Here is a 24,881-nt window from a genome sequence, read left to right as displayed (position 1 = left end):
CCTCGGAACGCGGGGGTGGGGACTCGACGAGCCGCCGACCTGATTCCCAAGAGCAATCCTGCGGGCCCGCATCCGATCCGCAACACGACGACCGGCCCGCCGCCACGCGCCCGCCCCGGAAGTGTCTCGTCGTTGTGGGTGGCGAGCGCGTCGAAGATCAGGTTCTCGCGGGTCTTCCATCGCTGGTAGACCGAGGTGCCGCTTCTGCGGGGGTCAGGGGTTTTCGACCTCGACGGCGTACAGGCCGCGGAGTCGGCCGTCGCCGGCTTCGGACTGCGACGGGTAGAGGAGTTGGACGTCGACGGGCAGCGGGGTGCCAGGGTCGATGGTGTGGCCGCCGCCGCTGGGGGACCCCAGGACGACCGTTCCCTCCAGGCCGTCCTTGATGACCCGGTACCACTGGGTCTGCGCGGGGTTGATGCGCGTGCGCGCGGGGACGTCGAAGGTGATCTCCCAGGCCACCACGCGGTGTTCGTTGGCGGCCAGAGTGAGGTTGTAGCTGACGAGCCAGCCCTTGGCGTCCTCGGGCCAGGTCTGGTCCCACTGCCCGGCGATCTTCTGGGCGACGGTGATCAGCGGCAGTTCGGCGGTGGTGGTGACCTGGCCGGACTGCTGGGCCGCGGTGTTGGCCCGGGTGGCCGAGGTGATCCGGCTCGTGGTGGTGAAGTCGCCTACGTAGTGGGGCTCGACGGTGCCCCTCAAGGTGATTACCGCCTTGCTGCCCTTGGGCAGGCTGAGCGGCTGGTGGAGTTCGCCGTCGGTGGCGGATCCGGGGCCGCACACCGCGCCGTTCTCCCCGCGGCAGGTCACCTCCACATCGAGCAGCTGGGCGGGTACGTCGCCGCGTACGACGGCGTCGGGGGCGTCGTTGGGCCCGTGGTTCTGGACGCCGACGGTGTAGGAGATCCGGTGGCCGGCCTTGGCGGTCAGCGGGCCGTTCATCTCCAGCGGCATGGCGACGGGCAGGGCGACGGTGAGGTTGCGGATGCGGTGGGCGGCGGTGGCGCTGCCTGTGCCGGCGGCGAACCCGAGCTTGAACGTCGCGGGCATCTGCACCTGGCCCGGGCCGGCGGCCAGGTCGAGATCCTCGATCAGCACCGCGCCGTTGGGGTCCGAGGCGCTGGAGTGCCGCACCGTCAGGCGCCCGCCGATGACGGTCACCTGCAGATGCGCCCCCGCCTGCCAGCCGCCCCGGAACCCGCCCGGCACCTCGACACCGGTCAGCCAGGCGAAGCCCGTGAGCAGGTCCCCGGAGCCGCGCACGCCCAGGGTGTCAGGGGTGCGGCCGGGACCGCCGGTACCGCAGGAAGGGGCAGCGAAGTTCCCGTGGTTGTCGAAGCCGATGCCCACGTAGCCGGCACTGACGCCGGGAAGGTTGTTCGAGCCGTCCTTGATGTAGGAGTAGCCCAACGCCCCGCCGCGAGCCCCGGGCTCCGTGGTGCGGCTCCCGTCGATCAGGTAGAGGCTGAACCCGTCCCCCAGGCCCTGGGCACCGCCGCCCTCACAGGAGTAGTCGAAGTCGATGCTCACTCCGAGCGAGGAGGAGAACGGCTGGTCCAGGAACGCCGTACCCGCCTTCCCCCCGGTGTTCGGCGTCAGCTCCAGAGCGCCCTCGTTCAGCCGCGCGCTGCCCAGCAGCTGCCAGTGCGGATTCGACGGGACTGTGCCGGTAAACGACTCGGTGATCGGGAACTGCACCTGCTGCTGTGCGGCGTCGGGCGTCTGACCTGTCATGGAGGACTCCTCTTCTTCGCTGGACTGGGCACCTTCTCGCGGCTCGCTTCGGACACGAACCGTAGGGGCCGCGATGCCCCCGGCGCTGACCATGCCCAAACCCCCGACGTCGTACGCATAGAAACCCACACAAAGTGATCGGGATGTCACCTTCGGTATCGCGTGGCTGCGCGAGGCGGACATAGTGAGGGCCTGGGGTCGGCGTAGGGCGACTAGGCTGATCCGCGTTGGGGCAGCCAGTGGCGCCCGGCCGGCCGACGGTGTCCGGTCCGGAGCGATGTACGAGATCGTTCAGAGCCGTTGCAAGACCAAGGAGACACCGACGTGGCAGAGCGCAAGCCCATCGAGTCGTGGTTGACCGATATGGACGGGGTCCTCATTCACGAGGGCACCCCGATCCCGGGCGCCGACGAGTTCATCCGCCGCCTCAAGGCGTCCGGCAAGCCGTTCCTGGTGCTGACCAACAACTCCATCTACACCCCGCGCGACCTGGCTGCCCGGCTGGCCGGGATGGGTCTGGAGGTGCCGGAGGAGTGCATCTGGACCTCCGCGCTGGCCACCGCCAAGTTCCTGGCCGGGCAGCGTCCGGGCGGCACCGCCTATGTGATCGGCGAGGCCGGCCTGACGACCGCGCTCTACCAGGTCGGCTATGTGCTGACCGACAGCAACCCGGACTACGTGGTGCTCGGAGAGACCCGCACCTATAGCTTCGAGGCGCTGACCAAGGCGATCCGGCTGATCAACAACGGCGCCCGGTTCATCTGCACCAACCCGGACGAGACCGGCCCGTCGCCCGAGGGCGTGCTGCCGGCCACCGGGTCGGTCGCGGCGCTGATCACCAAGGCGACCGGCGTGGACCCGTACTTCGTCGGCAAGCCCAACCCGCTGATGATGCGCGAGGCGCTGAACACCGCGGGGGCGCACTCCGAGTCGGCGGTGATGATCGGCGACCGGATGGACACCGACATCGTGGCCGGCATGGAGGCGGGCATGGAGACCGTGCTGGTGCTGACCGGGCTCACCGCGGCCGCCGACGTCGAGCGGTTCCCGTACCGGCCGACCCGGGTGGTCAAGTCGATCGCGGACCTGATCGAGCTGGTCTGACCGCTCGCCCCGCCCCTTGCCCGCCCCTCGACTCGACGCTTTGTCGGTGCCGCTGTGTACGGTGCGTGGTGAAGGAAGGGGCGGGGCTGCTGGGGCCGCGCCGGCGGAAGGTGGATCTGGTGACCGAGGTTGCTGACGTGAGTGCGGACACGCTGACGGATGAGACGGAGCTGGTGCTTCCGGAGTCCTGGCGCGAGGTGCTCGCGCCGGAGGTGGAGAAGCCCTACTTCGCCGAGCTGACCGCGTTCCTGGCGGCCGAGCGCGCCGAGCAGGAGATCTTCCCGCCGCGCGGCCAGGTGTTCTCGGCGCTGGAGGCGACCGACTACCACGGCGTCCGGGTGCTGGTGCTCGGTCAGGACCCGTACCACGACAACGGCCAGGCGCACGGCATGAGTTTCTCCGTCCTGCCGGGCACCAAGACGCCGCCCTCGCTGCGCAACATCTTCAAGGAGCTGAACGCCGATCTCGGCGTGCCGGTCCCGGACAACGGCTATCTGATGCCGTGGGCCGAGCAGGGCGTGCTGCTGCTCAACGCGGTGCTCACGGTGCGGGCGCACGAGGCCAACTCGCACAAGGGCAAGGGCTGGGAGAAGTTCACCGACGCCGTGATCAAGGCGGTCAGTGATCGGGAGGAGCCGTGCGTCTTCGTGCTGTGGGGCAACTACGCCAAGAAGAAGCTGCCGCTGATCGACACCGAGCGGCATGTGGTGGTGCAGGGGGCGCACCCGTCGCCGCTGTCGGCCAAGCTGTTCCACGGCAGCAAGCCGTTCTCGCAGATCGACGCGGCGCTGGACGGCTTCGGCCAGGAGCCGCTGGACTGGCGACTGCCGAGCCTCAAGGAAAGCTGACGCCGCATCAGCCTTCTCTCCGGGTCGGCCCGGATCTAGGCTGGGCGCCATGGCTGCGACGGCTGCGTACCAGGAGTTCGGATTCGCTGTGCCCGGTGGCGAGTTGGCGGTGCTCCGCTGGCCCGCCGCCGATCCGGCCGCGCCGACCGTGCTGGCCCTGCACGGCATCACCGGCAACGCCGCGTCCTGGACGGATGTCGCCGCCCGCCTGGCGGGCCGGGTCACGCTGCTGGCGCCGGACCTGCGCGGGCGCGGGGCGAGCGGCTCGGTCGCCGGCCCGTTCGGCCTGGCCCGGCACGCGGACGACGTCGCGCTGCTGATCGGCTCGCTGGGCCTGGGCCCGGTGCTGCTGGTCGGCCACTCGATGGGCGCGTGGGTGACCGCGCTGACCGCGGTGCGCCACCCCGCGCTGGTGCGGCGGGTGCTGCTGGTGGACGGCGCGGTCTCGTTCCCGCTGCCGGAGGGTGTGCCGGTGGACCAGGCGCTGGCCGCGGTGCTCGGGCCCGCACTGGCCAGGCTCTCGATGACCTTCGACGATCGGGAGGCCTACCACGCCTTCTGGCGCGCGCACCCGGGGCTCGGCAAGCTGGAGGCCCTCGGGTCGCTGTCGGTACGGGAGTTCGCCGAGCGTGATCTGGTCGGCACGCCGCCGGGGTTGCGCTCGGCCTGCGCCGACGAGGCGATCCGGGCCGACGGCGCGGATCTGCTGCTGGATCCGGCGGCCCGGCTGGCGATCCGCCAACTTCCCTGCCCAGCAGAGCTGTTGTGGGCCGAGCGCGGACTGCTCGACGAACCGAAGGGCCTCTACGACCAGCAGCGGCTGGCCGCAGCGGAGTTGGACGCGGACCGGCCGGCGGTGCGGCTGGTGCCGGACACCAACCACTACTCGATCGTGATGGGCCCGGCGGGTGCCGCGGTGGTCGCCGAGCGGCTGCTGGCGGCGCTCTGAGGCGCAGGCAGCCGGCAACCGCTCGGCGCGGTGGTCAGCTGGTGGGGGTGGGGGAGGCGGGGGAGGCCGGTGCGCCGGCCGCGCCGAGGAAGGTCTCCCAGCCGCCGGCCGGCGACTGGCCGACGTTCAGCGTGCGCAGCTGACGCAGCGTCGACTCGTCCTGGACCTCCAGCCACTCCACCAGCTGCCGGAACGACACCAGCCGGACCTCGGGCTTGCCCGCGATGGTCTTGAGGGTCTGCTCGACGGCGTCCATGTAGATGCCGCCGTTCCACTGCTCGAAGTGGTTGCCGACGAAGAACGGCGCCCGGTTGCTGTTGTACGCCCGGTCGAAGCCCGCCTGGTAGGCGGCGGCCGCCTCGCTGCGCCAGGTGTCGTACTTGGCCGGGTCGCCCTTGACGCTGCCGGCCGACTGGTTGGCCAGGATGTTGTAGTCCATCGAGAGCACCTGGAAGGTGTGCCCGGGGAAGGGTATGGACTGCAGCGGGAAGTCCCAGATCTTGCCGTCCTGCACCTTCTGCGGCCAGATCTGCAGGCCGCCCGGCGAGCTGGCGTCGTACTTCCAGCCCATCGCCGCCGCGGTCGGCAGCAGCGTCTTCTGCCCCTCCAGGCACGGGGTCCGACCGCCGATCAGCTCCTTCTTGTAGTCGAAGGGCAGCGGCGGCAGGTCGGTGAAGCCGGTGTTGGTCTTCCAGTTGGTCACGAAGGAGATCGCCTGGTCGATCTCGCTCTGCCAGTCCGCGGAGGACCACTTGTTGACGCCGTTGCCACCCGGCCGGCTGGAGCAGAAGTGGCCGTTGAAGTGCGTGCCGATCTCGTGTCCCGCCAGCCACGCCTGACTGACCAGCTTGATCGTGTTGCGGATGGCGCCGTCCGAGAGGTACGGGATGTCCGAGGCGCCCACCGAGTGCTGCGGCGGGTGGTAGAGGTCGGTCTTGGTCTTCGGCAGGGTGTAGATGCCCGACAGGAAGAAGGTCATGGTGGCCTTGTACTGCTCGGCCAGCTGCAGGAAGCGCGGGAACTGCTTGTCGTCCGTCGCGCCCGCACCGTCCCAGGAGAAGACCACGAACTGCGGCGGGCGCTCGCCCGGCTTCAGCTTCTCGGGCTTGGGCTGGTTGGGCTGCGCGCCGGTGTCGGAGGTCGAGCCGTCGCCGATCGGAGTGGCCTTGGCGGAGGGTTGCTGGGGGGTCCCCGGCGTGGCCGCGGTCGCTCTGGCATCGGATCCCGAGCCGGCGGTGCTGGTGGCACTGCCACAGGCGGCGACCGCTCCCAGGGCCGCGGTTGCTGCGGTGGCGCTCAGCACTGTCCTGCGCGAGATGTGGCTCATCGTCTCCCCTGCCATTGCGGGCAAATAATAATGATTTCTCAATCAGCATGTCATGGAGGTGTGGTCGGATCTACCGACCCCGCCCCCCACAACAGCCCAGGACGCGGGGTGTGGGCAGCACGGATCCGTGGACTGGTGTTCTGTTGCAGTCCTGAGACAACTCCGGCCCGCCGACGGGCGTCGAAGGGCTCAGCAGCGGACGGTTGGTCAGGTCGGGATCGTTAGGTCGGGATCGTCAGGCCGAGGTCGTCAGGCCGGGATTCTCAGGCCGAGATCGAGGAGAGCCGGCGGCTGCGCCGCACCAGGCGCGCGACGGCGGCACTGATCGAGGTGGCGGCCGCGCAGGAGACCGCGAGGCTCAGCCAGGCGGTGTTGAACCAGTGGCTGTTCAGCCAGCCCAACGTCACGATGTACGCGGCCCAGACCAGCGCGGCCAGCGCGGACCAGCGCAGGAAGCGGCTCGGCTGGCTCGGCGAGTGGCCGATCGCCAGGTCGAGCACCGTCCGCCCGCCCGGCACGAACCGGGCGACGATCACCATCACGGCGGCGGCCCGGCTGGTCCGTCCGTCCAGCGACTGCTGCACCCGCCGGATGCTGGCGGCCAGCTTCGGCCGCCCCTCTATCCGCCGGCGCAGGAACGGCGCGCCGCGGCGCGCCAGGGTGAGCAGCAGGACGTCACCGAGGAAGGAGGCGACGGCGACCGCGCCGGCCAGCATGACCGGGGCGCCGTTGATCCGCTCGGTCTTCAGGACGGCCAGGACGACCAGCGTGCCGCTCGGTAGAAAGGGGAGGAACGCGTCGCCGAGAACGGCCATCAGGGCCAGGACGCAGAACCACGCCGAGCTGACGAGCTGTGTCCTGTCCAAGGTCGAACTCCCTCCAGACCGCCCGGGGGAGACTCAGGTGGCTTCGGTTCTGAACGCTAGCCGCCCAACATTTGATGCCAGCAGGCACCCCCCAAGTGGCGGGGGTCACTCTCGTTCTGAGGGCACATGCGTGAGCCCCTGGACCGGGATTACCGGTACAGGGGCTCACGGGGGTCGGGCGGAACTGGTCCAGTCCGTCAACCTTGCTGGGGAGTAAGGCGTTGGTGCGCGCTCTTCACTGGTGATCAGACTGCCGGATCCGGCGCGTGCTGCGCGAGCTCTGCGGCTGGCGAGTTCCGGCGCTGGCGTCATCCCGCCACGCCGCCGTCACGCAGCGGAGTCGGCGGGCCCGGAGGTCGAGGGGAGCAGCGGGTCGGCGTCCGCTTGCCAGGGGCGGCAGCAGAGCACGAACGCGCCCAGCGCCAGCAGCGCCGTCCCCAGGATCACGGCGGCCATCGGCAGCGCGCTGTCCTGCCCGCCGAGGCCGACCAGGGCCGGGGCGATCGCCCCGGTCAGGAACTGCAGGGTGCCCAGCAGCGCGGAGGCGGTGCCGGCGGCGTGCGGGGCGCGCTGCAGGGCCAGCGCCGAGCTCGGCGGCGTGATCACGCCCAGCGAGCCCGCCATCAGGAAGAGGCCCGCGGTGATCCCGGGCAGCCCGGTGTGCCAGACCGTCGCCATCGCCAGCAGCAGGCCGCCGGAGAGGGTGAGCAGCAGCACGCCGGTCAACTGGATCCGGTGCGAGCGGAACCGCCCGAGCAGCAGCCGGCCGGTGACCTGCGTCATGCCCACCAGGGCGGCCTCGACCAGGGCGAAGAGCAGGCTGTAGGTCTGCGCGGAGCCGTGGTAGAGGTTCTGCACCACGTACGGCGAGGCGGCTATGAAGGCGAAGAGCGCCCCGAAGCCGAAGGCGACGGTCAGCACGTAGCCGCTGAAGAGCCGGTCGGCCAGCAGCGCGCGGATGGTCCGCGCGGTGTCCGGCAGCCCGCCGCGCCGGCGCCGGGCCGGTGGCAGTGTCTCGCGGACCAGTACGGCGGAGGCCAGCAGGATCAGCACGCCGAGGCCGGCCAGCACCACGAACACCCCGCGCCAGGAGGTGAATCGCAGCACCTGGCCGCCCAGCACCGGGGCCAGCAGCGGGGCCGCGCCGGAGACCAGCATCAGGGTGGAGGCGAACCGGGCGGCCTTCAGGCCGTCGAACAGGTCGCGCACCACCGCGCGGGAGATCACGATCCCGGCCGCGCCCGACAGCCCCTGCACCACTCGGCAGGCGATCAGCAGCCGGACGTCCGAGGCGAAGGCGCAGACCGCGGTGGACAGGACGTACAGGGCGAGCCCGGTCAGCAGCGGGCGGCGCCGGCCGAGCGTGTCGCTCAGCGGCCCGGCCACCAGCTGGCCGAGCGCCAGGCCCACCAGACAGGCCGTCAGGGTCAGTTGCACCAGCGCGTCACTGGTGTGCAGGCCGACCGTGATCCGGGGCAGTGACGGCAGGTACATGTCCATCGAGAGCGGCGCCAGCGCGCTCAGCGCACCCAGTACGAGGGTCAGCAGCAGGCCGACCCGCTGGGCGCCGGTGGGCAGGGACGGTATCGCGACGGGTACGGCGGCTGTGGACTCGGTCACAGGACTCTCGGTACGAAGCAGTGGGCGGGCCACTCCGGCCCCGTCACACCGTAGGCGGTGCCGGGAGCCGGGAACACCGCGCCCCGGACTCCGGTTGTCCCCGAACGGACCGGCGGGGATCCCGCGCACCGGCAGGAGGGCACAGGCGATGAGCAACGAGGACCAGCAGACCCGCAGCGACATCCGGGGGCAGGTGCGGGGCAGCGCGCCCGCCCCGCTGTCGATCCTCGACCTGGCCACCGTCGGCGCGGGCCGCACCCCGGCGCAGGCGCTCGCCGCCACCACCGAGCTGGCCCGCAGCGCCGAGCAGTGGGGCTACCATCGGTTCTGGGTGGCCGAGCACCACGGCATGCCGGGCGTGGCGAGCTCGGCCCCCGCTGTGCTGATCGCCCACCTGGCGGCCAACACCAGCACGCTGCGGCTGGGTTCGGGCGGGGTGATGCTGCCCAACCACGCCCCGCTGGCGATCGCCGAGCAGTTCGGGCTGCTGGAGGCGCTGCACCCGGGCCGGATCGACCTGGGCCTCGGCCGGGCGCCCGGCACCGACCAGGCCACCGCCCGCGCGCTGCGCCGGGGCCTGGCCACCGAGGGCGCCGACGACTTCCCGGAGCAGCTCGCCGAGCTCACCCACTTCCTGGACGGCGACTTCCCCGCCGGCCACCCGTACCACCGGCTCACCGCGGTGCCGCGCGGCGCCGAGCGCCCGCCGCTGTGGCTGCTCGGCTCCTCCGGCTTCAGCGCGCAGCTGGCCGGCCGGCTGGGCCTGCCGTTCGCCTTCGCACACCACTTCAGCGCCGCCAACACGGTGCCCGCGCTGGAGCTGTACCGGTCGAGCTTCCGGCCGTCCGCCGTGCTGGCCGAGCCGTACGCGCTGATCGGCGTCAGCGCGGTGGCCGTGGCCGAAGGCGGCCGGGCCGAGGCGCTGCGACTGGCCAGGTCGGCGGCGCTGGGGATGCTGCGGCTGCGCCAGGGCATGCCCGGGCCGATCCCGACGCCCGAGGAGGCCGCGGCCCACCGCTACAGCCCGGCCGAGGCGGAGTTCGTGGAGTCCTGGCTGGGCAACCTCGTGCTCGGCGAGCCCGGCGAGGTGGCGGACGGACTGGAGGAGCTGCGCAAGCGCACCGGCGCCGACGAGCTGATGGTCACCTCGCACATCCACGGCCACCAGGCCCGCCACCGCTCCTACGGCCTGATCGCCGAGGCCTACGGACTCACTGCTGCGTAAGGGTCATGCGTAAGGGTCAGTGGATCCGGCCCTTGCGCAGTATGGCGGCGACCAGCTCGGCCTCGCCGGGGCGGGCGAAGTACCAGCCCTGGGCGGTGTCGCAGCCGGTCAGCCGCAGCCGCTCGGCCTGCGCGGCGCTCTCGATGCCCTCCGCCGTCACGGTCAGCCCGAGGTCGTGGGCCAGCCGGACCATCGCGCGGACGATCTGCTCGTCCGCCTCGCTGCGCCGCGAGCGCAGGTCGGGGCGGCCGGTGGGGGCCGGGTCGCGGAAGCCCTCGATGAAGGTGCCGTCCAGCTTCAGCGCGTGCACGGGCAGCCGGGAGAGGTAGGCCAGGTTGGAGTAGCCGGTGCCGAAGTCGTCGATGGCGATCCGGATGCCCATGTCGGACAGCGCCTGCAGGGCCTGCAACGGGCGGCCGCCGGGGCCGAGGACGGCGCTCTCGGTGAGCTCCAGCTGGAGCAGCCTGGCGGGCAGCCCGGTGCGCTCCAGCACCTGGGCGACGTCGGCCACCACGTCGGAGTCCCAGATCTGGCGGGCCGCCAGGTTCACGCTGACGAAGGCCTCGGTGTCCGGGAACTCGGCCAGCCACTTGCGGGCCTGCCGGCAGGACTCCTCCAGCACCCACTTGCCGAGCGGGACGATCGCCCCGGACTCCTCGGCCAGCGGGATGAAGCGGTCGGGGGAGAGCGTCCCGTAGCGGGGGTGGCGCCAGCGGACCAGCGCCTCGGCGCCGTGCACCGTGCCGTCGGCCAGGCCGACCAGCGGTTGGTACTCGACGGTGAACTCGCCGCGCTCCAGCGCCGGCCGCAGCGCGGTGGCCAGCAGCTGGCGGGTCAACTGGTGGGCGCCGCGGTCGCGGTCGTAGAGCGTCCAGCGGGCGCGGCCGTCGGCCTTGGACCAGTAGAGCGTGGCGTCGGCGTCCTTGACCAGGTCGGTCGGGCTGGTCGAGCTGACCGGCCGCTCGACCACGCCGACGCTGGCGGTGACCACCAGCCGGTGGCCCGCCACGTCGAAGGGCTGCTCCAGCACGCCCAGCAACTGGGCGGCCAGCGCGGTGAGCTGGCCGCTGTTCTCGCTGTCGACGACCAGCACGGCGAACTCGTCGCCGCCCAGCCGGGCCACCAGGTGCCCGGCGGCCTGGGCGGCATGGCGCTCCAGCCGGGCGGCGACGGCCACCAGCAGCTGGTCGCCGATGTGGTGGCCGAGGGTGTCGTTGATGGCCGCGAAGCCGTCCAGGTCGAGGTAGCAGACGCCGACCCGGCGACCGCTGCCGCCTTCGTCGGCGGTCGGCAGGCAGGCCGCGTCCAACTGTTCGAAGAAGCAGGTCCGGTTGGGCAGTCGGGTCAGCGGGTCGTGCAGCGACTCGTACTCCAGCCGGTCGCCGAGCCGGCGCTGCTCGGAGACGTCCTCCAGCATGACCAGGGTGTACAGCGGACGATTGTTGCCGTCGCGGATCAGCGAGATGGTGACGTTGCTCCACACCGCCCGGGCCGGGTCGCGGTGTTTGAGCTTCTTCTCCACCCGCACCCGGTCGCGCTCGCCGGCCACCAGCTCGCGGTAGAGCCGCTGCGGGGTGTCCTCGGGGTCGATGATGTCGTAGATGTGCGTCTGCACCAGGTCGGCGACTTCGCGGCCGATCATGTTGGCGAAGACCGGGTTGGCCTCCAGCACGCAGTCGTTGGCGTCGATCAGCGCCATGCCGATGCCCGCGTCGGCGAAGGCGGCCCGGAACCGGGACTCGCTGGCGCGCAGTGCGGCGAGCAGCTGCTCGGTGTCGGAGACGCTGGCGGTGTTCGCGGCGTTCGCGGTGTTTGCGGCGTTTGCGGTGCTCGTCGTGCTCGTAGCGCTCGCGGTGTTGGCGGCGCTCGTGGCGCTCGTGGCGCTCGCGCTCGGCGAGGAAGTGCGGCCGGCCAGCCCGACCATGGCGATGTCCAGCGGCTTCGAGCAGGTGGGGCAGAGCGCGAGCGGCAACGGCCGGGCCGCGGGCGCCGGTTCGTGGAATGCGTCCGGCACGGCAGCGCGCAGCCGACCGTCCGGTCCTGCGGTAGGGTCGAGCAACTCTTCGCGCCGCACCCCGTGGTGGTGTGCGTCGGCCCCCTCGTTCCGGCCCCGCACGGCACGCTCCCGTCCGCTGCTGACGCTGTTTCGGCCAGTGGCCCGCGCCGGGCCCGCCGACTCCCCGCACTGCTGCGAGAACTTGCGAGTGCGCCTGCTCCCCGGTAAGGGGCGAGGGCACTGTGGCCGATCATAAGGCGCGCGGAGAAGTGGCGGCCACAGCCGGCAGGGTGATTCGCCGGGTTTCGGGTGAAGCGGGCGGTAAACAGCTGCGCCCCTGGCGTACACCGGTCGGTGCGCGCCAGGGGCGTACGCGGGCCTCAGCAGGCCTCAGTGCTGGGCCGGGTCAGGCCAGCTTGGCGGTCAGCGTGATGGTGGTGCCGGACAGCGCCTGGCTCACCGGGCAGTTGGCCTTGGCGTCCTCGGCGGCCTTCTGGAAGCCCGCCTCGTCCAGGCCGGGGACCTCGCCGGTGACGGTCAGGTGGATGCCGGTGATGCCGGTGCCGGGCTGGAAGGTCACGTCGGCCTGGGTGTCCAGCTTGGTGGGCGGGGTGCCCGCGCCGGTCAGGCCGTGCGACAGCGCCATCGAGAAGCACGCCGAGTGCGCGCCCGCGATGAGCTCCTCGGGGCTGGTCTTCCCATTGGCCTGCTCCGCGCGGGAAGGCCAGGAGACCGGGTACTCGCCGATGCCGGAGGAGACGAAGGTCACTTCGCCCTTGCCCTCGATGAGCGAGCCTTCCCAAGCGGTGCGGGCGGTGCGGGTGGTAGCCACGATCGGGTTCCTCCTGTGTGGAAAGGGACTGTCGGAGTGTCAGTTCCGGTCACGCCGCCCCCACCCTACGTGTCCGGCGTTACGGACGGCAGAACGTGACCTGTGCGCCGCCGCGGTCGGTGCACGGGACCATCCGCCCGTACGGCGTGTCGAAGGGCTCGCGCACGAGGCGCCCGCCGAGTTCGCGGACCTGGGCCGCCGCGCGGTCGGCGTCGGCCACCGCGAAGTACGTCGACCAGTACGGCTGCGCGACGGCTGTCCGGTAGCGCCCGCAGACCGGGGTTTCCGGCGCGGCGGGCAGGCGCCAGTCGGTGTAGTCGAAGTCCGCGCCGTCGCCGATCTGCTCCTGGCGGTAGGGGAAGAGCTGGGCGTAGAAGGCGTCGGCCACCGCGCCGTCGGGGGTGTTGAGCTCGTTCCAGCACATCGCGCCCGGCTCGCCGTAGAGGGCGGCGCCGATGTGCCCGGCGGGCTGCCAGAAGCCGACCGAGGCGCCGGTCGGGTCGAAGGCGAAGGCCATCCGGCCGGCGCCGGGCACGTCGTGCGGGCCCATCACCGGTTTGCCGCCCGCCGCGTCGACCTTGCCGTAGACCGTGTCGAGGTCGCTGGTCGAGAGGTAGACGTTCCACATCGTCGGCAGCTGCTCACCGCCGGGCGGCGGCGGCATCAGGGCGGCGACGGGCCGGCCGCCGCTGAGGCACATCTGGTAGCCGCCGTATTCCGGGCCGTTGTCCTGGAACTCCCAGCCGAGGATCGGCCCGTAGAAGGCCCGGGCGCCGGCCGGGTCGGAGGTGGTCAGGTCGGTCCAGCAGGGGGCGCCGTCGGGGTAGGAGTCGCGCATGGGCATGGTCGGGTGGGCCTTTCTCGCAGCGGACCGGTCCGACCGGAGGTCGGGCGGGGCGGGGTGAATCCGTGCGGTCAGAATCGGCCCGGTCGTGACGGAGCGCAACATCTTCGTGGCGGACGGTGGTATGCCGGTGTGTCTCACCGGACTGGTCCACCATGCGGACGATCACCGTAATCGGCGCGATTCGTCGGTCGACGTGCTGTTAGATTTGCCCGGCCCAAGCCAGCCCAGCCCCGGCCCAGCCTGCCGGAAAGCCCGAACCGGAGCGGACGCGATGACGGAGCAGCCCACCCCCGACCAGGCCTCCTCGCTGGAGGAGGTCGACGAAGCCGTCCGGGCCGAGTTGGCCGGCCTGCGCCAGAGCATCGACAACATCGACGCCGCCGTGGTGCACATGCTCGCCGAGCGGTTCAAGGCCACCCAGCAGGTCGGCCGGCTGAAGGCGGCGCACAAGCTGCCGGCGGCCGACCCGGCGCGCGAGCGGGACCAGATCGAGCGGCTGCGCGAGCTGGCGAACGGGGCCCACCTGGACCCGGTCTTCGCGGAGAAGTTCCTCAACTTCATCATCGCCGAGGTGATCCGCCACCACGAGGCGATCGCGCGCTCGTAGCTCCTGGCTCGTAGCTCCTAGCGGAGTGTCGGGGCTGGGCGGTCGTGTTCGGGTTCCGGCTCGGTGGCGGGTTCGGGCGCGGGTGCCGTCGAGCGGCCGGCCTGGGCGGCGAAGGCGCCGGTCAGCACCAGCAGGCCGCCCACCAGCTGCGGTCCGCCGAGATGCTCGCCGAGCAGGACCCAGGCCAGCACGGTGGCGACCACCGCCTCCACGTTCGCGATCACCCCGGCCACCGGCGGCGACAGGTAGCGCACGGACAGCACGCCGGTGAGATAGGCCAGCACCGTCGCCACCAGCACCATCCAGGCCGCGGGCAGCAGGGCCGGGATCCGGTGCCCGTTCATGGTGACGTCCCCGGCCAGCCGGCCCCAGTCGGCCGTCCACGGCTGGGTGACCGCGGTCAGCACCACGGCCCCGATCAGCAGCCCGTAGGCGCTCACGGCCAGCGGGTGGACCGGGTTGTCGCCCTGGCTGCCGGCGTCCGCGAGGACGAAGTAGCCGCACTGGCAGCAGGCCGACGCCAGGGCGAAGAGGACGCCGAGCGGGTCGAGGGTCATCCCGTTCCAGGCCTCCACCACGCAGACCAACCCCGTCAGCGCGACCGCGGCCCCGATCGCCGAGCCCCGGCTCACCGGCTTGCGCTGGACCAGGCGGACGTAGCCGAGCAGCAGCAGCGGGCCGAGGTACTCGATCAGCAGCGCCACCCCGACGGGTATCCGGGATATCGCGGCGAAGTAGCACGCCTGCACCCCGGTGACCCCGAGCAGGCCGAACCCCAGCAGCAGGGCCGGCCGCTGCCGGACCACGGCGCGGTGGCGCCAGGCCACCGGCAGCAGGATCACGGCGGCCGCGGCGGAGCGCAGCCACGCCACGTGCAGCGGTGACAGGCCGGCGTCGATCAGCGGCTTGGCCGCCGTGCCGGAGCCGCCGAAGGCGCAGGCCGAGATCAGCGCGAGGGTGAGCCCGCTGGCGCGGCGGGAGGGTGGGGCGGCGGGCGTTGAGCTGGACATCGGGGCATTGTGCCACTTTGGCCGGGTTGGTCGGATTGGCGTCTCGAATTCGGCACCGGTAGGCTTTTTGTCCCCTTTTGATCGGTCCTGGCCAGACTGGAATCCGATGTCCGAGACGGTGAAGACGAGCCCGATGACCTCGATGACCTCGATGCCCCCCGGCGGCGGGCGGCTGCTGCGGATCGACGGCGCCGCGCTGCACGTGCTGTGCGAGGGCAGCGGGCCGGTCTGCGTGCTGGCCAGCGGGCTCGGCGGCGTCTGGTTCGACTGGGATCACGTGGTCCGCCGGCTCGTCGCGCACCGCACCGTGGTCCGCTTCGACCGCCCCGGCTACGGCCTCAGTGCCCCCGCCCCGCCCGGCCGCGACGTCCCGAGCGCGGCCGGTGAGGCAGAGCGGATCCGGCGGATCCTGGACGCCCTCGGCCTGACCGGCCCGTGCACCGTCGCCGGGCACTCGCTGGCCGCGTTCCACGTCGAGGCGTTCGCCCGGCTGTACCCCGAGCGCACGGCCGGCCTCGTCCTGCTGGACGGCAGCACCGAACCCGAGCCCCGCCCGCGCCCGCTGCCGGCCGTACGCACCGCCGCGGCGCGGACGACCGCCCGGCTGATGACCGCCGCCGCGCTGCCGTACCTGGCCGGGCCGACCGGCCGGCGGCTGGTGGTGCGGGCCTGCACCGTGCGGCGCCGCGACCCGGCGCCCGACGCGCTGGTGCGCCGCTGCTACCGCCCCGGCCGCGCGCTGGCCGCCGTCCTGCTGGAGAACACCCACTACCTGGACGTCGCGGCTCAGCTCGCCGCGCTGCGCACCCGGGCGCCGCTGCCGGACGTCCCGGTGACCGTACTGGCCGCGTACGACCGCAGCGGCTCGCGGCGGGCGCTGGACTGGCTGCGGCGCCAGGAGCGGCTGGCCGAGCAGCTGGGCGGGACGCTGCGGATAGCCGCCCCGGCCCGGCACCTGCTGATGCTGGACCGCCCGGAAGCGGTGGCGGCCGCGGTACTGGACGGCGGCTGAGGTCAGTCTGCTGCTGTGGCCGGCACCCGGGTGAGCGGCAGCCAGAGCCGCACCGCGAAGCCGCCGTCCGCCGCGGGCTCGGCGCTGATCGTCCCGTCCAGCAGCGCGGCGCGCTCCCGCAGGCCCACCAGGCCGTGCCGTCCGCCCGGCAGCTGGGGCTGTTCGGCGCGCAGGTTGGGCGCCGCGTTCTGGATCTGGACCCGCAGGGAGTCCCCGCCGATCTGCACCAGCACCTGGGTCGGCGCGCCCGGCGCGTGCTTGCGGACGTTGGTCAGCGCCTCCTGCACCGTCCGGTACGCGGTGCGCTCGACGGGCTCCGGCAGCGCGCGGTCCGTCTCGCCCTCGACCAGCAGCGTGGCCGCCACCTCGGCGGCGGCCACCAGGCGCGGCAGATCGGCGAGTTTGGGCTGCGGGACGAGCTCGGTGGGCCCCGCGCCGGCCGCCCGCAGCACCAGGATCATGCTGCGCAACTCCTCCAGGGTGGCCACCGCGAGCTTGCGCAAGGTGCCTGCCACCTCCTTGACGTGCGGGTCCTTGGTCGTCACCTGGAGCGCCCCGGCCTGCACCGCGATCAGTCCCGCCTGGTGCGAGACCACGTCGTGCATCTCGCGGGCGATCCGGGCGCGTTCCGCGGCGACCACGGTCTTGGCGTAGAGCGCGCGCTCGTGGTCGCGCAGGACGGCCAGCTCGGCGACCCGCTCCGAGAGGTCCTTGCGGGTCTGCGCGAGCAGCCCGAGCACCACCGGGCCGGTGCCCAGCATGGCCGCGTAGATGAGGTGCTGGGTGATGTCGCTCGCCGTCTCCAGCTTGAAGTCGGTGATCGGCCAGGGCAGGAAGCTGCCGACCGTCACCGCCAGCGCGACGAGTGCCTTCTGCCAGGTCGGCCGCCTGGTTCCGGCCACGCTGCAGGCCGCGACCATGGCGGCGACCATCGCGTTGCCCGCGTACAGCCCCGGCAGGGTGGCCAGCAGGACGGTCAGTGGAAAGCGTCGCCGGAGCACCAGCACGGCCGCCGCGACCAGCGAGACCGCGAAGTGCCAGTCGCGCGGGGGCGGGAAGTTCAGCACCGCGTCGAGGCCGGCCGTGACCACCAGGACCAGGTCGACCGCCCAGGCGTGCCATCGTCGCTGCGGCTGCCACACCCTGCGGACCAGCCGCTCGGCTCGGCTGCCGCCGGTCCGTATCGGCGCTGTCTGTCTGGGAATCGTGCCACTCCTGTTCTGACGTGGGACTGCTGCTCCGCCCGGGTGGAGCTGGTGGAGCTGGTGGAGCTGGTGGGGCTGGTGGAGCGGGGGGACGGTGGACCAGGGCTTCGGGTGGTGACAGGGTTGATGGGTCAGCCAGTGTTCCGGTCTGTCCAGGAAGGTGGCGAAATACCATGGCTGAGCATCCGCATGCCGCACTGATCCGCAAGGGCTACGCGGCGTTCTCGCGCGGCGACATGGAGACCCTCGGTGGGATCATGACGTCCGACTGTACGCACCACGTGCCGGGAAGTCACCAGCTGTCCGGCGACTTCAAGGGCCGGGACGCCGTCCTCGGCTACTACGGCAAGCTTGCCTCCGAGACCGGCGGCTCCCTGCGGGTCGAGCTGCAGCAGGTCCTCGTCGACGGCCGGGGACACGCGATGGCGATGCACCGGATCACCGCCGAGCGGGGCGGCAAGAGCATCGACATGGCCGGCGGCATCGTCTTCCGGGTGGTGGGAGAGAAGGTCACCGACCTCGACGAGTGTGTCGAGGATCTCGCTGCTTCGGACGACTTTTGGTCCTGACCCGGTCGCGGCTACGGCTGGGATACGACTGAGGGCGTCCCCATCGGAATGGGGACGCCCTCAGTCGTACTGGTGTTTCACGGTGCGCCGCCAGGGACTCGAACCCCGGACCCGCTGATTAAGAGTCAGCTGCTCTAACCAACTGAGCTAGCGGCGCTTGTTTCAACGCGGAGAACATTACCTGATCAGCGGCGGAACTCCGAATCCGAGGTGGCGGGGGTGTCCTGTTGAGCGGGCGGCTCCGGTCAGGGAGCGGTCAGGAACCGGCGGCGAGGCGCAGGCCGAAGCCGACGATGGCGGTGCCGGTGATCCGGTCGAGGAGACGGCGGGCGGCGGGTCGCTGGAGCTTGACCCGCAGGGCCCGGGCGAAGCCGACCAGCACCGTCGACCAGAGCAGGCCGAGCAGCACGTGCACACAGGTCAGCAGCACGCCGGTGGTGAAGTGCGGCGCGCCGGCCGGGATGAACTGCGGCAGCACGGCCACGTAGAAGACTCCCATCTTCGGGTTGAGCAGGTTGGTCACCGTGCCCTGGCGCCAGCCGCCGTACCAGGAGTCTGCGCTGTCCACGCCGTCCACGTTGTCGGTGGGGTCGGCCTCGGCCGGGGTGCGGCGGCGGGTGTTCCAGAGCATCCGGGCGCCCATCCACAGCAGGTAGCAGGCGCCGCTGACGCGCAGCGCGTCGTAGGCGAGGTGGGAGGCGGTCAGCAGTGCGGTGACGCCGAGCGAGGTGAGCGCCCCCCACAGCAGCGTGCCGGTCTGGATGCCCAGCACGACGCCCCAGGCCCGGCGGCGCCGGCCGAGGGCGGCGGTGCGCAGGATGAGCGCGCTGTCCAGGCCGGGGGTGAGCGTGAGGAGGCCGACGACCAGGGCGAAGGACCACAGTGCGGTGGTGAGGGTCATGGCTCGTCACCGTATCGCCGGCGCGGGCTGCGCTCCCGGGCGGGTTCTCCCCCTGCCCGCTTTCGGGCAGGGGGAGTTGGGGGGATCACGGTCAGGAGGCGGGGGCCTTGGTTCGCAGGATCTCGATGAAGGCGCGCAGCCAGGCGGGGTGGTCCGGCCAGGCGCGACCGGAGACCAGCACGCCGTCCACGACCGCCTCACCGTCCTCGTAGGTGGCGCCGGCCGCCGCGACATCGGGCTCGAGCGCCGGGTAGGCGGCGGTGCGCCGGCCGCTCAGCACGCCGGCCGCGGCGGTGATCAGCGGGCCGTGGCAGAGCTGCGCGACGGGCTTCTCGGAGCTGAAGAAGTGCTGGACGATGCGCTGGAGGTCGGCGTTGTTGCGCAGGTACTCGGGGGCCCGGCCGCCGGGGATCACCAGCGCCGCGTACTCGGCCGGGTCGACCTCGGCGAAGGCCAGGTCGGCCGGCCAGGTGTAGCCGGGCTTCTCGGTGTAGGTGTCGAAGCCGTCCTCGAAGTCGTGGACCACGAACTGGAGCTTCTTGCGGGCCGGCGCCGCGATGTCGACCTGGTAGCCCTCCTCGCGCAACCGCTGGTACGGATACAGCACCTCCAGCGACTCCGCCGCGTCCCCGGTGACGAGCAGGATCTTCACAGCCATGGCCGGCCTCAATTCTGATGCTGGGTCAACTGTCGTCACAGTACTGCCCCGAGTGGTCACAGGCAGTGCCGATGGTCAACCTCGCGCACCAGCGCTCCGGTGCGCAACAGGGCGCACCGACCGGGTGGTCACTTGCCGGCGCCCACGGGGTCCACCGTGATGGCGGGGCTGGAGCCGCTGTCGGCGGGAACGTTGAAGCCGAGTGACATGGTGTGGGAGTGCGTCTCGTTCGGCGGGGTGACCACGGCGCTGGTGAACGTCACCCCACTGCCGCCGGTGTTGTTCACCGGGTAGTGCAGGGTGAAGTTGGTGGTCTGCCCGGGCGAGAGGCTGACCGTGGGCACGGCCATCGTGCTGCGCACCGCGCTGACCGTGCCGTACTGGCTCTTGAGGTCCACGCCGGGGAAGCCGTGCAGCGAGCAGGTCGTGGACCCGACGTTCTTCAGGTTGATCAGCACCTCGCCCTGCGCCATGCCCCCGGAGCTGCTGAACGACAGGTTCACGGTGTGGCAGTCCGCCCCCGCCGAGGAGCCGGCCCCCGTGCCGGAGCCCTTTCCGGCGGAGCTGGAGCCGGTCGGAGTGGTCGACCCGTTCGACGCCGAGGTGGTGCCCCCCGTGGAGGACTGCGTGGCGTTCGAGCCGGTGGAGGAGGAAATCGTGGCGCTGACCGAACCGTTGGGACCGCACGCGGTCAGCATCAGCCCCGCGGCGACGAGCACGGTAGCCGACAGACCCTGGCGGGCGATCTTCGTACGCATGGTGTCCCTCTTTCGCTTTCGGTGTCGTCGCCCCGCATCCGGTGGCGACGTGTCCGGTCCGACCCGCGGATAAACGCGATCACCGGCGGCAGCAACGACTTTGGCACGCACAATCGCCCAGATCAGCGCCTGTTACGGCCCTGTAGCACAACGTCATAGACCTGACGACAATCGACACCCGAGCATTGCCCAAGCCATCGGCGTCGCCTATTTCGAGCAGGTGTTCCGGCCCGCGGCGGCGTGCACGTCAATGGACGCCGCTATCGCGCGGGCCGTCCCACCCGCTGAGTACCGTTCGATCAGCGGCAGTTGGAGTTCGTTGTGTGGGTCGATCACCCGGCACAGCCGTGTTCGGCGTCGAGGTTGGCTTTGGCTACGCGGCCGCGCAGGGTCGAGGGGTGGTTCATGGGTTCAGTCCGGGCGGTTCGGCGTCCCCGGTGGATGGAACGGCCGGCGGGTCGCCCAGGAGGGACGTGAGTTCCACGCCCAGCCCCTTGGCGAGAGCGTGCAGCGTCGGAAGTCGAGCGGAGTGCTTGCGCTTCTGCTCCAGTTTCTTTACGACATCGGCGGACACCCCCGATTTCTCCGCCAGCCCTTCCTGCGTCAGGCCGGCCAACCGGCGCAGCCGGGACAGCCGGTCCCCGAGGTGTTCATTCGCCATGCATCAGACGGTACGCCCGCTCACGCGTGGGACGCGGAGAGGTGGACCGTGCGCAGGCGGGTGAAGGCGGTGGGGGTTGGGCGGTGGGGGAGGAAGTCCTTGATCTGCTGGGCGCATTGGCGCGGGGTCGCCGTGCTGGTGTCGCATTCCAGGTCGTAGTCGCCGTGGCTGTGGACCAGGTCGTACTGGAGTGCTGCCAGGCCCGCCGGGCGGTCGCCCCGGGCCTGCTCGCGGCGGGTCAGTTCGTCCAGCGAGCAGTGGACGCCGACGAACAGCACGTCCTCCGGTCGCAGCACGGTCAGGCAGTCGAGCAGCCGCCACGGCTCGCTCAGCACATGGTCGACCACGACGTCGTTGCCCACCTCGGCCATGGCCGCGATCGAGCGGTGGAAACCCAGCCTGGTCCGCCGCAGTGCGGCGTCGAGCTCCTCCGCGTCGAGCGCCCGCTTGGTGCGGGTCGCGTTGAAGCCGTCCACCGCCAGGTGGAAGAAGACGCCGTCGTCCAGGATGTCCAGGAGTTCCCGAGCGATGCTCGTTTTCCCTGAGCTGGACGTGCCGTTGAGGAAGATGATCCGACCAGGTTCCATATCGCTAATGATCTCAGTACGCGCGGGCACCGGGTGGGGTGGGTGCGCGTTGGTCATAGCGGGACGGCACGGAGGAGTGGTGATGGGCGGCGAGGAGATTCCGCAGGGGCGGGACTGGGACGAGGTCGAGCTGAACGAGGATTTCGTGCGATCGGCGCCGGTGGCCGAGCCGTCCGGTCGCGCGCGGATGCTGGCCGCCCGCTGGCGGCGCGAGGCGCCCGAGCCGCAGCCGTGGCGTGCGGACCGTCCGCCGGCGGGCTGGTTCTGGGGCCGCGCGCGCAAGCCCCGCCGCTGGCGCCGCTGAGCGGGGGAGGTGAGCGGGGGAGGGGGGAAATGGAGGGGCGGAAACGCCGTAGGGCCCCTCGCCTGAGCGAGGGGCCCTACGGTTGTCTGTGCGCCGCCAGGGACTCGAACCCCGGACCCGCTGATTAAGAGTCAGCTGCTCTAACCAACTGAGCTAGCGGCGCGTGCTGACCCCGAGAACATTACACGCAGATGAGGGATACGCCGAATCGTGGTGGCGCGGCCACAGGGAGTCATCGGGACAGCGGGTAGTGGCAGGCGGCGGCGTGGTCGGCGTCCGGGGCGGCGTCCAGCAGGGTGGGGGAGTCCTGCTCGCAGCGGGTGCGCAGGTCCGGGGCGAGTGCGGTGTAGACGGCGCAGCGGCTGCGGAAGCGGCAGCCCGCGCGGCGCTCGGTGGGGCTCGGCGGGTCGCCGGCCAGCAGGACGCGGGTCCGGGCGCGCTCGGCGACCGGGTCGGGCAGCGGGACGGCGGAGAGCAGGGCGCGGGTGTAGGGGTGGCGCGGGGCGTTGAAGACCTCGTCCACCGCGCCCTGCTCCACCGTGCGGCCCAGGTACATCACGCTGACCCGGTCGGCCAGGTGCCGGATCACCGACAGGTCGTGCGAGACGAACAGGTAGGCCAGGCCGAGCTCGGCCTTCAGTCGCTGCAGCAGGTTCAGCACGCCGGCCTGGATCGAGACGTCGAGGGCGGACACCGGCTCGTCCAGCACCAGGAGTTGCGGCTCGACGGCCAACGCCCGTGCGATGGAGATGCGTTGGCGCTGACCGCCGGAGAACTCGTGTGGGTAGCGGGCCGCGTGGTCGGCCTCCAGGCCTACCAGGCGCAGGAGTTGGGGGATCCGCTGGGCGATCGAGTCCTTCGGTGCGCCCTGGGCGCGCAGCGGTTCGGCGATCACGTCGCCGATCGGCATCCGCGGGTCGAGGCTGGCCATCGGGTCCTGGAAGACGATCTGCAGCTGGGCGCGCAGCCGGTGCGCGGTGGACCGGTCCAGGGCGGCGGTGTCCTGGCCGAGCAGTTCGATCCGGCCCGCCTCGGGCTTGGCCAGGCCCAGCACCTCGAACAGCGTGGTCGACTTGCCGGAGCCCGACTCGCCCACCAGGCCCAGGGTTTCGCCGCGCCGTACGTCCAGCTCGACGCCGTCGACGGCGTACACCTCGCCGACCTTGCGCTTGAAGACGGCGCCCTTCAGGACGGGGAAGGTCTTGGTCAGTCCGGTGACCCGCAGCACCGGCTCGCGGTCCTCGCGGGAGGGGGGCAGGGCGGCTGGCGGGACCGCGGGTACGGGGTAGACCTCGGCGGGGGCGGGGCGCCGCTCGGCCAGCTTGTCGGCCCGTATGCAGGCGGCCAAGTGGCCGTCCGCGCCGGTGAGTTCCGGCTCCGCGGTGCGGCAGCGGTCCTCGGCCAGCGGGCAGCGCGGGGCGAACGGGCAGCCGGTGGGCAGCTGGGCGGGGGCCGGCGGGTTGCCGGGGATCGGGACGAGCGGGCCGCCGCGCGCGTCCAGCCGCGGGACGGCGCCGATCAGCCCGAGCGTGTAGGGGTGGCGGGGAGCGGCGAACAGCTCGTCCACCTCGGCGCTCTCCACCACCCGCCCGGCGTACATCACCGCGACCCGGTCGGCCATCTGGGCGATCACCCCGAGGTCGTGGCTGACCAGCACCAGCGCGGCGCCGGTCTCCCGCTGGGCGGTCCGGAGCACGTCGAGCACCTGCGCCTGGATGGTGACGTCCAGCGCGGTGGTGGGCTCGTCGGCGAGCAGGATGTCCGGTTCGTTGGCCACCGCCATCGCGATCATCGCGCGCTGGCGCATGCCGCCGGAGAACTCGTGCGGGAAGCTGTCGAGTGCGCGGAGCGGGTCCGCGATGCCCACCAGGTCCAGGAGTTCGGCCGCCCTGCGGCGGGCGGCGGCCTTGTCGACGCGCTGGTGGACCTGCACCGCCTCGGCGATCTGGTCGCCGATCCGGTAGACCGGGGTGAAGGCGGAGAGCGGGTCCTGGAAGACCATCGCGATCCGGCTGCCGCGGATCCTGGCCAGCTCGCGGTCCGGCAGCCCGACCAGCTCGCGGCCGTCCAGCAGGACCGAGCCGCCGACGGCGGCGGTGCCCGGCAGCAGGCCGAGTACCGCCAGCGCGGTGACCGACTTGCCGGAACCGGACTCGCCGACGATGCCGAGCGTCTCCCCCCGGCGCAGCGCGAGGTCGACGCCGCGGACGGCCGCGGTGGCGGCCCGGCCACGGGCTCCGGCGAACTCGACGCGCAGGTCGCGGACGGTCAACAGCGCTGCGGGGGAGGTCATCGGGAGCCTTTGGGAGTGCGGTGGGAGCGACGGGTGGTGCGACGGGAGGGTGTGCGGCCGGCCTCGGCGGTCGGGTCGAGCGCGTCCCGCAGGCCGTCGCCGATCAGGTTGACCGCCAGCACGAAGAGCACCAGCAGCCCGGCCGCGAAGTAGAACATCCAGGGATAGGTGGGCGCGGCGTCCGTCCCGTCGGCGATCAGGGTGCCGAGCGAGACGTCCGGCGCCTTCACGCCGAAGCCGAAGTAGGAGAGCGCGGTCTCACTCATCACCGCGCCGCCGACCGCGATGGTGGCGTCCACGATCAGGTAGGAGGCGGCGTTCGGCAGGATGTGCCGCAGGATGATCCGCAGCGGCCGCACCCCCATGAACTGGGCGGCGCGCACGAATTCGCGCTCCTTGAGGGAGATCGTCATCGAGCGCACCACCCGCGCGGTGATCATCCAGTTGAAGGCGGCGAGCAGCACCACGAAGGCGATCCAGCCGGTGTTCTTCAGTCGCGGCGAGATGATGGTGATCACCAGGAAGCTGGGGAAGACCAGCATCAGGTCCACGAAGAAGATCAGCACCCGGTCGGTCCAGCCGCCGAAGTACCCGGCGCAGGCGCCGACCAGCCCGGCCACCACCGTCGAGAGCAGTGCCACCAGCAGGCCGATGATCAGTGACTTCTGCAGCCCGCGCAGGGTCTGCGCGTAGACGTCCTGGCCGAGCCCCCCGGTGCCGAACCAGTGGGTGGCGGAAGGGGGTTGGCGCAGCGCCGCGTAGTCGATGTCGGTATATCTCCAGTGCGTCAGGTACGGCCCGACAAAGGCCAGCAGGAAGAGCAGCAGCACGATCACCGTGCCGACCAGCACCCCCCGCGCGGCCAGCAGCCGCCCGAGCACCAGTCGGCCGCGGCCGGAGCGCACCGCCCGCTCGGGGGTCGGGGGCGCGTTGTCGATCACTGCGTCGGCGGTGGTCACGGTCGGTCC

Annotated in this window: 23 protein-coding genes, 2 tRNA genes and 1 pseudogene; 8 read left to right on the top strand and 18 right to left on the bottom strand. The window is 71.9% G+C overall.

What is annotated here, in order from left to right; translation table 11 throughout:
- Positions 1–213 precede the first annotated feature (213 nt).
- Complete coding sequence (locus P3T34_RS14400; protein ID WP_280666436.1) at positions 214–1,734, bottom strand: hypothetical protein; 1,521 nt, start codon at positions 1,732–1,734, stop codon at positions 214–216.
- A gap of 324 nt (positions 1,735–2,058) precedes the next feature.
- On the opposite strand from P3T34_RS14400, the gene P3T34_RS14395 reads away from it, so the two are divergent.
- The 3 genes from P3T34_RS14395 (at position 2,059) to P3T34_RS14385 (ending at position 4,635) form a co-directional block, all read left to right on the top strand.
- Complete coding sequence (locus tag P3T34_RS14395) at positions 2,059–2,838, top strand: HAD-IIA family hydrolase (RefSeq protein WP_280666435.1); 780 nt, start codon at positions 2,059–2,061, stop codon at positions 2,836–2,838.
- Between the two features lie 152 nt (positions 2,839–2,990).
- Positions 2,991–3,686: a uracil-DNA glycosylase gene (locus tag P3T34_RS14390; protein WP_280672088.1), complete on the top strand. Its 696-nt coding sequence runs from the start codon at positions 2,991–2,993 to the stop codon at positions 3,684–3,686.
- Between the two features lie 49 nt (positions 3,687–3,735).
- Positions 3,736–4,635, top strand: a complete 900-nt coding sequence (locus P3T34_RS14385) for an alpha/beta hydrolase (protein ID WP_280666434.1) — start codon at positions 3,736–3,738, stop codon at positions 4,633–4,635.
- A 34-nt stretch (positions 4,636–4,669) separates the two neighbouring features.
- Here P3T34_RS14385 and P3T34_RS14380 read toward each other — a convergent pair whose 3' ends face one another.
- The 3 genes from P3T34_RS14380 to P3T34_RS14370 form a co-directional block, all read right to left on the bottom strand.
- The gene (locus P3T34_RS14380) at positions 4,670–5,962 is read right to left on the bottom strand and encodes a hypothetical protein (RefSeq protein ID WP_280666433.1); all 1,293 of its coding nucleotides are present in this window, start codon (positions 5,960–5,962) and stop codon (positions 4,670–4,672) included.
- A 263-nt stretch (positions 5,963–6,225) separates the two neighbouring features.
- Positions 6,226–6,828 carry a VTT domain-containing protein gene (locus P3T34_RS14375; RefSeq protein WP_280666432.1) on the bottom strand — a complete coding sequence of 201 codons (603 nt, stop codon included), beginning with the start codon at positions 6,826–6,828 and terminating at the stop codon, positions 6,226–6,228.
- A 327-nt stretch (positions 6,829–7,155) separates the two neighbouring features.
- A complete protein-coding gene (locus P3T34_RS14370) occupies positions 7,156–8,448 on the bottom strand; it encodes a multidrug effflux MFS transporter (RefSeq protein WP_280666431.1) in 1,293 nt (430 codons plus the stop codon).
- Between the two features lie 148 nt (positions 8,449–8,596).
- Between P3T34_RS14370 and P3T34_RS14365 the strand changes: the two genes are divergently transcribed.
- A complete protein-coding gene (locus tag P3T34_RS14365; RefSeq protein ID WP_280666430.1) occupies positions 8,597–9,673 on the top strand; it encodes an LLM class flavin-dependent oxidoreductase in 1,077 nt (358 codons plus the stop codon).
- A gap of 16 nt (positions 9,674–9,689) precedes the next feature.
- Here the strand turns inward: P3T34_RS14365 and P3T34_RS14360 are convergent, their stop codons facing one another.
- From P3T34_RS14360 to P3T34_RS14350, 3 genes are all read right to left on the bottom strand, one after another.
- Positions 9,690–11,687: a GGDEF domain-containing phosphodiesterase gene (locus P3T34_RS14360; RefSeq protein ID WP_280666429.1), complete on the bottom strand. Its 1,998-nt coding sequence runs from the start codon at positions 11,685–11,687 to the stop codon at positions 9,690–9,692.
- 388 nt (positions 11,688–12,075) lie between these two features.
- On the bottom strand, positions 12,076–12,501 hold the full coding sequence (locus P3T34_RS14355) for an OsmC family protein (protein ID WP_280666428.1): 426 nt from the start codon (positions 12,499–12,501) through the stop codon (positions 12,076–12,078).
- Between the two features lie 79 nt (positions 12,502–12,580).
- On the bottom strand, positions 12,581–13,345 hold the full coding sequence (locus tag P3T34_RS14350; protein WP_280666427.1) for a VOC family protein: 765 nt from the start codon (positions 13,343–13,345) through the stop codon (positions 12,581–12,583).
- A 274-nt stretch (positions 13,346–13,619) separates the two neighbouring features.
- Here P3T34_RS14350 and P3T34_RS14345 point away from each other — a divergent pair, with 274 nt between their 5' ends.
- Entirely contained in the window at positions 13,620–13,955 is a 336-nt protein-coding gene (locus tag P3T34_RS14345) for a chorismate mutase (RefSeq protein ID WP_280666426.1), read from the top strand.
- 17 nt (positions 13,956–13,972) lie between these two features.
- On the opposite strand, the gene P3T34_RS14340 is transcribed toward P3T34_RS14345, so the two are convergent.
- Complete coding sequence (locus P3T34_RS14340) at positions 13,973–14,965, bottom strand: EamA family transporter (protein ID WP_280666425.1); 993 nt, start codon at positions 14,963–14,965, stop codon at positions 13,973–13,975.
- 142 nt (positions 14,966–15,107) lie between these two features.
- Between P3T34_RS14340 and P3T34_RS14335 the strand changes: the two genes are divergently transcribed.
- Complete coding sequence (locus P3T34_RS14335) at positions 15,108–15,977, top strand: alpha/beta hydrolase (RefSeq protein ID WP_280672086.1); 870 nt, start codon at positions 15,108–15,110, stop codon at positions 15,975–15,977.
- A gap of 2 nt (positions 15,978–15,979) precedes the next feature.
- Here P3T34_RS14335 and P3T34_RS14330 read toward each other — a convergent pair whose 3' ends face one another.
- A complete protein-coding gene (locus tag P3T34_RS14330) occupies positions 15,980–17,119 on the bottom strand; it encodes a histidine kinase (protein WP_280666424.1) in 1,140 nt (379 codons plus the stop codon).
- A 236-nt stretch (positions 17,120–17,355) separates the two neighbouring features.
- Between P3T34_RS14330 and P3T34_RS14325 the strand changes: the two genes are divergently transcribed.
- The gene (locus tag P3T34_RS14325; protein WP_280666423.1) at positions 17,356–17,751 is read left to right on the top strand and encodes a nuclear transport factor 2 family protein; all 396 of its coding nucleotides are present in this window, start codon (positions 17,356–17,358) and stop codon (positions 17,749–17,751) included.
- 83 nt (positions 17,752–17,834) lie between these two features.
- On the opposite strand, the gene P3T34_RS14320 is transcribed toward P3T34_RS14325, so the two are convergent.
- The 6 genes and pseudogenes from P3T34_RS14320 to P3T34_RS14295 form a co-directional block, all read right to left on the bottom strand.
- Positions 17,835–17,908 (bottom strand) — tRNA-Lys (locus tag P3T34_RS14320).
- Positions 17,909–18,007: 99 nt separating this feature from the next.
- Positions 18,008–18,652 carry a LysE family translocator gene (locus P3T34_RS14315; protein WP_280666422.1) on the bottom strand — a complete coding sequence of 215 codons (645 nt, stop codon included), beginning with the start codon at positions 18,650–18,652 and terminating at the stop codon, positions 18,008–18,010.
- Positions 18,653–18,743: 91 nt separating this feature from the next.
- Positions 18,744–19,310: a DJ-1/PfpI family protein gene (locus P3T34_RS14310; protein WP_280666421.1), complete on the bottom strand. Its 567-nt coding sequence runs from the start codon at positions 19,308–19,310 to the stop codon at positions 18,744–18,746.
- 128 nt (positions 19,311–19,438) lie between these two features.
- Positions 19,439–20,068, bottom strand: coding sequence for a DUF4232 domain-containing protein (locus P3T34_RS14305; RefSeq protein ID WP_280666420.1), 630 nt, complete (start codon positions 20,066–20,068; stop codon positions 19,439–19,441).
- A gap of 424 nt (positions 20,069–20,492) precedes the next feature.
- Positions 20,493–20,729, bottom strand: a pseudogene (locus P3T34_RS14300) (helix-turn-helix transcriptional regulator); the annotation flags it as partial.
- A 20-nt stretch (positions 20,730–20,749) separates the two neighbouring features.
- Positions 20,750–21,316 (bottom strand): AAA family ATPase, encoded by a 567-nt coding sequence (locus P3T34_RS14295; RefSeq protein WP_280666419.1) that lies wholly within the window; start codon positions 21,314–21,316, stop codon positions 20,750–20,752.
- A gap of 82 nt (positions 21,317–21,398) precedes the next feature.
- Here P3T34_RS14295 and P3T34_RS14290 point away from each other — a divergent pair, with 82 nt between their 5' ends.
- Positions 21,399–21,620 carry a hypothetical protein gene (locus tag P3T34_RS14290; RefSeq protein ID WP_280666418.1) on the top strand — a complete coding sequence of 74 codons (222 nt, stop codon included), beginning with the start codon at positions 21,399–21,401 and terminating at the stop codon, positions 21,618–21,620.
- Positions 21,621–21,709: 89 nt separating this feature from the next.
- Here P3T34_RS14290 and P3T34_RS14285 read toward each other — a convergent pair.
- The 3 genes from P3T34_RS14285 to P3T34_RS14275 all read right to left on the bottom strand — a co-directional run bounded on the left by P3T34_RS14285 (position 21,710) and on the right by P3T34_RS14275 (position 24,818).
- A tRNA-Lys gene (locus P3T34_RS14285) sits at positions 21,710–21,783 on the bottom strand.
- Between the two features lie 69 nt (positions 21,784–21,852).
- The gene (locus P3T34_RS14280; RefSeq protein WP_280666417.1) at positions 21,853–23,913 is read right to left on the bottom strand and encodes an ABC transporter ATP-binding protein; all 2,061 of its coding nucleotides are present in this window, start codon (positions 23,911–23,913) and stop codon (positions 21,853–21,855) included.
- Entirely contained in the window at positions 23,910–24,818 is a 909-nt protein-coding gene (locus P3T34_RS14275; protein WP_280672084.1) for an ABC transporter permease, read from the bottom strand. The genes P3T34_RS14280 and P3T34_RS14275 overlap by 4 nt, the downstream gene beginning before the upstream one ends.
- Positions 24,819–24,881 lie beyond the last annotated feature (63 nt).

Source organism: Kitasatospora sp. MAP12-44, from assembly GCF_029892095.1.
In the GTDB taxonomy this organism is placed as follows: Bacteria; Actinomycetota; Actinomycetes; order Streptomycetales; family Streptomycetaceae; genus Kitasatospora.
The sequence above is the reverse complement of the archived record's forward strand: the minus strand, read 5'-3'. Positions and strand labels throughout refer to the sequence as shown.